Raw genomic sequence first — 9383 nt, forward strand, 5'->3', positions numbered from 1 at the left:
TCCTGCTGCCTGCCGAGTTTCCCGCACCAGGACGCGATTGATCGCCTCCCATGAACCGTCAGCTTCAAAACGGCGAAAGTACGAATACACCGTCTGCCACGCTGGAAAGTCATGCGGCAGGTTTCTCCAGGCAATGCCGCCCTGCAAGACGTACATGATCGCGCACAGCACCTCGTAGAGATCGACCGTGCGTGGCCGCCCTCCTGGCTTGGCAGAGGGGAGGAGTGGTTCGAGCCGCTTAAACTGGGCTTGGGTCAGGTCCGACGAGTAAGGCTTGCGTTTCACACCTCAAGCTTGCCACCGGGTCTGACCCTTTATAAACGCGCTCTTAGTCAGCGGCAGTCCAGCGGCCCCGGTAAACGGACCTACTGGACTGCCGCTGAGCGTTAGATATGTGTGGCTGGCGGGACTGCCCATGCCCTCGTCCAGGCCAGAGGCGTTCATCGGGTGAGTGTGATTCTCAACTGGGGAATCCGGCCCTTCGTACCACGCCGGCTATATTTATTTTGCCCTTTCCCATCTGATAGGCGAAGTGAAAACGCCCAGCACAAAAAGAGACAGGAGCAAGGAGATCAAGATGCAACCTGAAGTCAAACTAAAATTCTGCTGCGTCGCTTGTGACGAACAGACCGGTGTTATTCGTTACGTGGGTGCCGTTGGCTTTGTCTGCACGGGCTGCCACCGCCGTCTTGGCCCGTTCAGCCGCCTCGTGGACTGCGCCGAGAGCCTGAGCTGCGATCCCGCCAACGAGCAGAGCGTACACCGTTTCCGCCGTATCATTCGCGCGCTCCAACGCCTGGGTCAGCGGTACAAGGTCATCGACGACGGAAATGCGCGGCGGCTGGAAATCACTGAGGACACCCGCCGCCGCAAACTGGTCCTGGAAAAATATCCCAGCCAGGAGCAGGCCATTATCACCCTGCTCAGGGAACACGTTGCCGTCCGCCCCCCACAGAAATCCAACCGCGCCTGACCTGCCCTCACCAGCCCATGGTGATTTCTAATGCGCTGGAGACAGAGTCTCTGGGAGGACAACTCACACTGCGGAAGACGGCTGGCCTGAACTGTGGGCATGTCGCCCACCCTGCCCCCGGGCCTGTGCCTGAAGGAACTGCGCGCGCGAGGCGACGGACGCCCACGACTGCGACTGGTGACCTGCGGGACGTTGCCGCTGGAGCATGGGCAGGCTTCCCTGTCTCTGCTCAGCGCCCTGGAAGACGCCCTGCCCGCGCACGTCGATCTGATCGAGGCCGAGGCGCTGAGCAACCCTTATTTTGCTGCTCAGGTGCAGCGCGAGAGCATCAACATTTATCCCCGTTGATCCCCGCATCTGGCTGCACGCCATCGTCAAAGCCAGTGCGCTGGCCCAGCAGTTTGTGGAGGGCGTGACCTTTGAGGAGTACGCGCTGGACGCTATCCGTTCGTCGGCTGTTGAGCGGCAACTGGGCATCGTGGGCGAGGCGGTGGCGCAGGTGTTAAAGCTGGAGCCAGACGCCCCGCTGAGCGCGGCCCGGCAGATCACCGGGTTTCGGAACACCCCGATTCACAACGATGTGAGGGTCAGCAACGCCGTCGTATGGACCATTCTGCAGGGGGCACCTGCCCATGCTGAGCGCCGAAGCCCAGCACGGGTTGGGGGAACTGAACGCCAACGCCAGAAGCTGATCGAGGTGATCTGGTGGCTTCATGCCAACACGGCGGCGCCCTTCGACTCGATGGACTTTTCAAAGGGCTGAGAAAGACAGTCAGGATCAGCCCGGAGACGCAAAGGGCGGCGCCGCCTCGGCCAGCCCGAAACGCCGGGTCAGCAGCGGGTGACGCCGCCCGGCAGACCAGTCGGCGATGATCTCGCCGTGAACTGGCAGGAACTTGAAGCCCACGCCCGAACATGCCGACACCAGCAGCACCCGCGCCGAGTCGGGATGGGTGTCGTAGATGAAATCGCCGGAGCGGGTGGTGGTGTACAGGCAGGTCTTGACTTGCATGACCGGCCCCGCCGCACTGGGCAGATGGTCTTCGAGAAAGGCCCGCATCGTCCCAGTAAGTTCGGGCTGGGGCAGGCCATCACGGGTGTCGGGGTCCACCTGCGGGCCGCTGGCGTGCAGGCCGACCTTGATGCCGGGCAGGTGAAACAGCGGAAAGCCGTAGGCCTCTGGAAGCTGGTGGTGGATGAACAGCGGAAAGCGGCCCAGCGCGAACGCTTCTGGCTGCGTGGGGCGGAAAAACGCCACCTGTTCTTGGGTCACCCGAAGCGACGGGGCCAGGTCCGGCACCAGCCCTGGCAGCCAGGCGCCGGCGGCCACCACCAGCCGCCCGGCGCTGAAGGTTCCGCGCGCGGTGTGAACGGTGGGCGCGGCGGGATCGCTCAGGTCAACGCTCAGCACGGAGGTTCGGTCCAGCAGCGTCGCTCCCAGCACCCCCGCCATGGCGGTGAGCAGTTCCAGGGTCAGGCTGGGATTCAGGATGCCCGCCTCCGGGCTGTACACCGCCTGCCAGTCGTCGCCGGGCCGCCACTGCGGATAGCGCCGGGCCAGCGCGGGGGCGTCCAGAACCTCGAAATCCTGACCGCCCTCGCGCAGGTGGGTCTGGATCTCGGTCAGCATGGGGGTGTGGGCGTCCCCCAGATCGAGCAGGCCCGCAGGCCAGTACAGTTGGGTGGCATAATCGCTCTGAAACTGCTTCCAGAGCGTCAGGGCGCGGGCTGCCATGGGGGCGTACTCGCGCACGGTCTGCGACAGCCGGAAAATGCGCGACGGCCCGGCGCTGCTGCCGCGCTCATGGCCGAAGGCGAACTGTTCGAGCAACAGCACCTGTTGACCGCGCCGCGCCAGCTCATGCGCCCCGGCGATTCCGGCCATTCCCCCGCCGACGATGATGGTGTCGTAGCTGGTCTTCATGCGCTTAGGTCTCCTCCACGGACATACGAAGCAGGCATCCTCACGCCCTTAGCGGGTCGCTGTGCGGTAGGGGCGGTTGAGCCGGTGCTCGAGTCCGGCGAACACGCGCGAGGCCGCGTTGGACAGCAGGAAATAGATCAGACCCGTCGCGGCATACAGCGCCACCGGCTGAAAAGTCACGGCCACCAGTCCACGTGTGCTGAGCAGCAACTCGGTCACGGTGATCACCGAGGCCAGGCTGGAATCCTTGATCAGGCCGATGAACTGGTTGCCCAGCGCTGGCAGGGCGATGCGGGTGGCCTGCGGCAGTTGCACATCAATGAGGACTTGAAAAGGTTTGAGACCCAGTGCCGTGGCGGCCTCAAGCTGTCCGGGAGCCACCGCGTTCAGGCTGCCGCGCACGATCTCGGCGGTGTACGCGCCCGCGAACAGGCTCAGGCCGATGGCGGCGGTGGTAAAGGCGGGCAACGTCACGCCGGTCAACTGCGGCAGGGCAAAGTACAGAAAGAAGAGTTGCACCAGCAGCGGCGTGCCGCGAAACACCTCGATGTAGGCCACCGCCAAGAAGCGAAGCGGCCACAGGCGCGAGATCTTGGCCAGCGCCGCCACCAGCCCCAGCGCCAGGCCCCCCACACTCGCCAGCAGCGTCAGGGCCAGCGTGATGCGGGTACCCAGCCACAGGCTGTTCAGGACGTCAGGGTTAAGCAGGATCTCCACGGCCTACCTCCCTGACCGACGATCCGGCATTATTTGGCTGGCACGCTGAGGTCCAGCCCCACCCATTTCATCGAGATTTTTTTCATGGTGCCATCGGCCCGCATGTCATCTAGGGCCTTGTTCAAGGCCGCCGCCAGGGCGGGTGAATTCTTGGCGAAGGTCACGTACGTCTCGTCGCTGAGCAGCACCGGACCGATGGGCTTCATCTTGATCCCTTTCTGAATGGCCACCGCACCCACCGATTTCTCGGTCAAAAAGGCCTGCACGCGTCCGGCCCCCAGAGCCAGAAACCCCTCCTGCTCACCGGAATAGCTCACGATCTTGTCGTGCCCCTTGTCTTTGAGCGCCGTCTCAAAGATGGTCCCCAGGGAGACGCCGACCGGCTGTCCCTTGAGAGACGCCAGACTGGTGGCCTTGGACGCGACCGGGGCAAAGAGTTGCACACCGTCGTAGTAGTACGGTGCGGCGCTGAAATCCACAGCCTTGGCCCGCTCAGGTGTCTTGCTCTGGGAGGCCACCGCCAGATCAAAGATGTTCGCCTGAATGCCGGCGATGATTGAGGGAAAATCGGTCTTGACCACGTTGACCTTGACGCCCAGGCGTTTGCCCAGCTCGTTGGCCACGTCCACATCAAAGCCCTCCAGGCCGCCCTTGAGGGACGGCTGCGAGAAGGGCGGGTATTCGCCGGACATCGCCACCGTCATCACGCCTTTCTTCTTGATCTGCGCCAGATCGGTGGCGTGCGCCAGGCCGCTGAGCAGCAAGGCGCAGAGGGCGACGGACTTGATCGTTCTGGACTTGATCGTTGTGAACATGGGTGTTCCTCCTTGAGCCAAGAGATCGGGAAATCGGGGCGGCGGGGGGCGGCGAATGGGGATCAGGTCAGGGAACGGCGCAGGGGCAGTGGTCAATCTGGAGGCAACCCAGCGCCCAGCACCGTGTGGGTTACGCGCCAGAGCAGTTCCGGGACTGCCCCGAAGGAATACGGAACGTGGATACGTTCCAGGGGCTGATGATAATCCCGTCCCCAGGGGCCGATGTTGACCACTGGGAAGCGCAGGGCATCGGGTGGGGCGGGGTCCACATGTGCGGGGTGGGCCGTGTGCCGCGCCAGCACCTGCGCTCCAGCGGCGTCGGCAGGTTGCCCCAGAAAGCTCATGTCCGAGATGCCGGGGAAAGCGTGGCGCAGCCGTAAACTCTGGCCCGTCTGATGGGAGATCTCAGAGGCGTGCAACCGCACGGCCTCCAGCAGCGTGTCGTCGTGAGGGTCATCACTGAGGTGGGTGGCCGGATAGTGCAGCGCCCCGAAGCCCAGGACGACCGCTGGACCGCTCAGTCCCGCCAGGGTCACCAGCGACGTCATGACCCTGCGGCTGTCCGCCAGCGGATTAGGATCAGCGGGGCCGTCCTGTGCGCGCCTCACGGCCTCCTCTCCGGCGCGGGCCACGGCGCGGGCGCGCAACTCGCCGACGGTCAGCACCTCGGCTTGCGCGCCCGTCAGCACCCCTGCATTCAAACTGTGCGCCGCCGCCGCCCGCGCTGCGAACCCGGCCAGGGCATCACTCGCCGCTGCCTGGGCCACCGCCATGAACTGCGCCAGGACCGCGCCCGGCGTGCGGCCCTGGGTCAGCATGTTGAAGGCGCACCAGACCTGCCCCGGGGAGGTCACGTCGTAGGCGGTCTTGCCGTCGCGCAGTTCCAGGCACACCGGCGGCGCGCTGGCCTCGCCGTGGGCCGCGTCGGCCAGTTCAGGGGCCGCCTCGATCCGCGAGATCAGGGCGGCGGCCAGCAGCGTGGCGCTCAGCCCGTCGAAAGGAGAGGCGGCGTGGGCGGCCCGCCCGATCACCAGGGCCGAGACCAGCACCTTGCCCACCGTTCCCAGGTACACGGCCCGGCCCTCGCTGCCGTCGCCCGTGTCGGCCGTCGCGTCCAGGTTAACGCCCGCCACCACGTTCAGGCCGCGCCCCCGGGCCAGGGCCGGCAGATCGTGGGCCACTGCCCGCGCGCCGCTGGAGCGTCCCTCCTCGTCGGGGGTGGCCACCAGCAGCAGGTGCCCGGGGCGCCGCGCAAAGGGCAGAGCGGCGTAGCGTTCCAGGACCGCCAGGCCCGCAGCCAGCCCGCCCTTCATGTCCAGAAGCCCACGCCCCATCAGAAAGTCGCCGCTCGCCAGGTCACGGGCGGTCAGGACCTCGGCGGGGCCAGGACTGCTCAGGCGCGCGAGGGAAGCGGCGACCTCGGCGCTCAGCGCGAGGGGATCACAGGCCAGAGACTGCCACTGGCCGTAGTCATCGGTTCCCACCGTATCGTAATGCCCGGACAGCAGCAGCGTGCGCGCAGAGCGGCCCAACACCAGCGCGTAGACGTTATGGGCTGGGTAGCCGTGCCGCGCGGGTGAAAGCCACACGTCATCCGGCCGCGCCGCAAACGTCGGCCAGGTCCGCAGCAGCGCCTCCAGCCGCCCGCCGAACGCCGTCTCACCCACACAGCCCGTGACGCTGGGCCAGCGGGTCAGGGTGATCGCCAGTTCACGGGTGCGCTCCTGCCAGGCCCCAGGCAAGCCGGGGGGCGCGGTGGTGTACGGGGCGGGCTGAGTCAAGACACACCTCTATGGGGAAATACCCGGACGAACCTGAACGCAGCGCGCGGCAGGAGGAAATGAAAGATGTGGACCTGGGCGAAGTTTACCCGCTTGGTCACAGATAGAGAGGAGAAAGATTCATGTCTTCCCCCGTACTATGACTGGGATTTATGCCTGACCTCACCCTTTCTCAACTGCGAATCTTGCTGGCCGTGGTGCGGACGGGCAGTTTCACGGCGGCGGCAGTCGAACTGAACCTGACCCAGTCGGGTGTCAGCCACGCGGTGCAGGGACTCGAGGACGCGCTGGGGGTGCGGCTGCTGGACCGGCACGCCCGCGGCGTTCAACTCAGCCCGGCGGGCCTGCGGGCGCTGCCCCTGGCCCGGCACTTGCTGGAAGAGGCAACCCGCCTGCGGGAAGAGGCGCGGGCGCCCACGCCTCTTTCGGGAAGCGTGACCATCGCCAGCTTTCCCAGCCTGGCGCTGCATTTCCTCCCGCCTGTGCTGGCACAGGTCCGGTCTGCGTATCCCGGGATTGATGTTCAGGTGAGCGACGCCTATCTGGAGCGTCACGCGGTCGAGGCCGCCGTGCTGCGGGGTGAGGCCGACATCGGCCTGACGCAGTTGCCCGCCCACACCCGGCTGATGACGCGGGTGATGGGCGACGATCCCTATGACCTGCTCTTGCCCGCCGCCTGGCCCGCCGATCTGGATGTGACGACGCTCTGGGAGCAGCCTTATCTTCACCTGGGGCCGGCCACCGACGATTTCGTGATGCAGCATCTGCGCCGCTCGGGCATCTCGCTGCGCCCCACGCTGTGCCTGCTGACGGAGAGCGTCGTCGTGGCGATGGTGGGCCGGGGCCTGGGCTTCACCGCACTGCCGCGCCTGGCGCTGCTTGGGTTGACCGGGGAAGAGCTGCCTTTTTCAGTGGTCCGCCGCCCCTTGCCCGTCCCACTGGTGCGGACCCTGGGAACCGTGACCCGGCCAGGTCAACATTCCTCGGCCAGCCGCCAGGTACTGGGGTTGATCTGGGCGCAGGGACTGCCACCTGTGTGAAGCGCTCCGCTCAGAACGCGCCAGAGGGTCTGAAGGGCCTTGGTGAGGGTCAGGCTACAGAGGAGTGATACGGACTCCGATTGAAGGGTGTTGAAAACACTCGGAAATCCGAGCAGAGCGAGAAGGAGAAAAACGGATTCCAGGCGTGGAGTGCAGCAGATTCCCGGCGGTCTGGGCGTCCTGCGGGTACTGGACGGTCCCATGCTGGCCATGGCTGCCCCAAAGTCGCAACGCTGCATCTGAAGGCGGGTTCAGCCCCAGTGACGTGGAAATGTATCGGTCAGGTGCGCGACAGGGACGAGGAGACCTCCAGGCTCGACTTGCTGGCGCGTCCGCTGCGGAGCCGGGGCTGCGCGTCAGAGAGCTTTGGGCCGGTCAGCGCAGTCAGTCGCTGGTGGCGGAACAGGTGTGGATGAACGGAAGGGCCTGATCTGGCCCTCGCCCGGTGGCACTCCATGGTCTCCGGACCGCTGCATCAGGCCCAGAAACGCACGGGCGATCTCTGGATCGAACTGCCGGCCAGCCTGCCCGCCGATCTCCGAGAGGGCGTCCTCGTGACTCCAGGCATGTTTATATGGACGTTCACTGATCAGCGCGTCGTACACGTCGCAGATTGCAAAGATCCGGGCATTCAGGGGAATATCGGTCCCCACCAGACCGTCCGGGTACCCGCCGCCGTCCCAGCGCTCATGGTGCGAACGGATGACCTGGAGCGTTTCCGCAGAAAGTCCAGCGATCCGCGTGGCCAGCTCGTGCCCCTTGACGACATGGCTCTGCATGACGGTCCATTCCTGCGGCGTGAGACGGCCCGGTTTCCTGAGGATCTCATCCGGGACGCAGAGTTTCCCGAGGTCATGCAGGTAGGCACCTTGCCGCAGTTGGTAGAGGTCAGTGGTGTTCAGTCCGAGGTCTTCGCCAAGCTGCTCGGCCATGGTGGCAACGCGGTGGGTGTGGCCACTGGTTTCGAAATCCCTGGCCTCGAGGACGATGCCGAGGGTCAGCATGCCCGCTTCCAGGGTGGAGCGGACTTCACCCACCGCGCGGCGGAGTTCGAGGGCGTGTTCCAGGCGCAGCGCGGTCAGTTCCATGATCTTGCGCATCTGCGGCGTGATCGTCTGCCAGCGGTTCACAGTGCGCAGGACAATGGCGGCGGTCACCTGCCCCTGACTGAGAACGGGCGTGACGATGGCACTCTTGACACCCTGTTCCACCATGACCGGCATGCTGTCCGAGATGCTCGGGTAGTCGGTGCTCCATGCCGTGGTCCGTGTGCGGTGCGCCGTGTCGATCAGGCCGGTCCCGGCTAGGGCCATGCGGACATTCAGGCCCGGTTGGGCAAGTGGGACGCCCTCCCTGCGGGCCTGATGGGAGAAGAAGGCTTCGTTGCCATCTATGGTGACGTAGGCAGCCTGATCAAAGTCGAACACGCCCAGCAGTCGGTTCAGGGCATGCCGGATCAGATCACCCGGGTCTCGGAGGGCCTCGAGTTCCTGGGAGAAGGTGACCAGGGAGTCGGCTTCGCGCTCGCCCGGGGCACCCTCCCTGAACTGTTCCTTGCGGAGCTGGAGGTGTTCATCAGCGATGGCGAAGGCGCGCTCATACGCGGTTTCGGCTTCCCAGACGGCCATGCCGGCGGTGAACGCCTCGACGTCTGACACTGGACCCGGGAGCGCCCTGTTCGTTTCATCCAGCAGATTCTGAAGCGCCTCCCGATCCTGGCCGGGAGTGAGGACCACGAACTCGTCCCCGCCCCAGCGGCAGATAAGGGCCTCTGCGGGCAGCGTCTCGCGCAGGGCGTGGGCGACGGCCCGAATGTATGCGTCTCCGCCGCTGTGTCCACGCAGGGTATTGACGCTCTTCAGCAGATTCAGATCAATGACAGCCAGAACGTGCGGGAAGCTCAGGGTGCGCTGCACCTGCATGAAAGCGGTGCGGGTCAGGCAACCGGTCAACGCATCGAAGTCGGTGGACGTGGTATTCCCGGCGCTTCTGGGCAGCCGCCGGACATGCACGGTCAGACCGCCGTCGTCCGGGTAGACGATGATGCCGATCCACCCCTGGTGGCGAGGACCGAACACTTCCAGTTCTGTCCGCTGCTGGGTGTCCAGGACGTGCCTGAAGGCGGTCAGGATT

11 protein-coding genes are annotated in these 9383 nt (G+C 65.5%); 4 read left to right on the plus strand and 7 right to left on the minus strand.

All coding sequences use genetic code 11. From position 1 onward, the window contains the following. Positions 1–285 (minus strand): transposase (locus tag Q319_RS27535; RefSeq protein WP_029484376.1); only part of this gene is annotated, 285 nt, incomplete at its 3' end. A gap of 3 nt (positions 286–288) precedes the next feature. Further along, entirely contained in the window at positions 289–444 is a 156-nt protein-coding gene (locus tag Q319_RS27540; protein WP_156039513.1) for a hypothetical protein, read from the minus strand. 133 nt (positions 445–577) lie between these two features. On the opposite strand from Q319_RS27540, the gene Q319_RS0120975 reads away from it, so the two are divergent. The 3 genes from Q319_RS0120975 (at position 578) to Q319_RS24980 (ending at position 1736) form a co-directional block, all read left to right on the plus strand. Continuing rightward, a complete protein-coding gene (locus Q319_RS0120975) occupies positions 578–973 on the plus strand; it encodes a hypothetical protein (protein WP_156039514.1) in 396 nt (131 codons plus the stop codon). Between the two features lie 99 nt (positions 974–1072). Then, positions 1073–1321, plus strand: a complete 249-nt coding sequence (locus Q319_RS0120980; protein WP_029484378.1) for a hypothetical protein — start codon at positions 1073–1075, stop codon at positions 1319–1321. Next, positions 1275–1736, plus strand: coding sequence for a HepT-like ribonuclease domain-containing protein (locus Q319_RS24980; RefSeq protein ID WP_162178689.1), 462 nt, complete (start codon positions 1275–1277; stop codon positions 1734–1736). The genes Q319_RS0120980 and Q319_RS24980 overlap by 47 nt, the downstream gene beginning before the upstream one ends. A gap of 15 nt (positions 1737–1751) precedes the next feature. Here Q319_RS24980 and solA read toward each other — a convergent pair whose 3' ends face one another. The 4 genes from solA to Q319_RS0121005 form a co-directional block, all read right to left on the minus strand. After that, positions 1752–2897, minus strand: a complete 1146-nt coding sequence (gene solA / locus Q319_RS0120990) for an N-methyl-L-tryptophan oxidase (protein WP_051655635.1) — start codon at positions 2895–2897, stop codon at positions 1752–1754. Positions 2898–2945: 48 nt separating this feature from the next. Next, positions 2946–3614, minus strand: a complete 669-nt coding sequence (locus tag Q319_RS0120995; RefSeq protein ID WP_051655636.1) for an amino acid ABC transporter permease — start codon at positions 3612–3614, stop codon at positions 2946–2948. Positions 3615–3643: 29 nt separating this feature from the next. Continuing rightward, positions 3644–4429: a transporter substrate-binding domain-containing protein gene (locus tag Q319_RS0121000; RefSeq protein WP_029484381.1), complete on the minus strand. Its 786-nt coding sequence runs from the start codon at positions 4427–4429 to the stop codon at positions 3644–3646. Positions 4430–4521: 92 nt separating this feature from the next. Continuing rightward, positions 4522–6210, minus strand: coding sequence for a M20/M25/M40 family metallo-hydrolase (locus Q319_RS0121005; RefSeq protein WP_051655637.1), 1689 nt, complete (start codon positions 6208–6210; stop codon positions 4522–4524). A gap of 152 nt (positions 6211–6362) precedes the next feature. Here Q319_RS0121005 and Q319_RS0121015 point away from each other — a divergent pair, with 152 nt between their 5' ends. After that, on the plus strand, positions 6363–7250 hold the full coding sequence (locus tag Q319_RS0121015; RefSeq protein WP_051655638.1) for a LysR family transcriptional regulator: 888 nt from the start codon (positions 6363–6365) through the stop codon (positions 7248–7250). Positions 7251–7606: 356 nt separating this feature from the next. Here the strand turns inward: Q319_RS0121015 and Q319_RS25855 are convergent. After that, on the minus strand, positions 7607–9383 hold a 1777-nt coding region (locus Q319_RS25855; RefSeq protein WP_156039515.1), incomplete at its 5' end, for an HD domain-containing phosphohydrolase.

The sequence above is a fragment of the Deinococcus marmoris DSM 12784 genome, from assembly GCF_000701405.1.
Classification (GTDB): Bacteria; Deinococcota; Deinococci; order Deinococcales; family Deinococcaceae; genus Deinococcus; species Deinococcus marmoris.

Coding starts and splice junctions, on each gene's coding strand:
- Q319_RS27540 (WP_156039513.1), bottom strand. CDS start 444: ATGAACGCCTCTGGCCTGGACGAGGGCATGGGCAGTCCCGCCAGCCAC.
- Q319_RS0120975 (WP_156039514.1), top strand. CDS start 578: ATGCAACCTGAAGTCAAACTAAAATTCTGCTGCGTCGCTTGTGACGAA.
- Q319_RS0120980 (WP_029484378.1), top strand. CDS start 1,073: ATGTCGCCCACCCTGCCCCCGGGCCTGTGCCTGAAGGAACTGCGCGCG.
- solA (WP_051655635.1), bottom strand. CDS start 2,897: ATGAAGACCAGCTACGACACCATCATCGTCGGCGGGGGAATGGCCGGA.
- Q319_RS0121000 (WP_029484381.1), bottom strand. CDS start 4,429: ATGTTCACAACGATCAAGTCCAGAACGATCAAGTCCGTCGCCCTCTGC.
- Q319_RS0121015 (WP_051655638.1), top strand. CDS start 6,363: ATGCCTGACCTCACCCTTTCTCAACTGCGAATCTTGCTGGCCGTGGTG.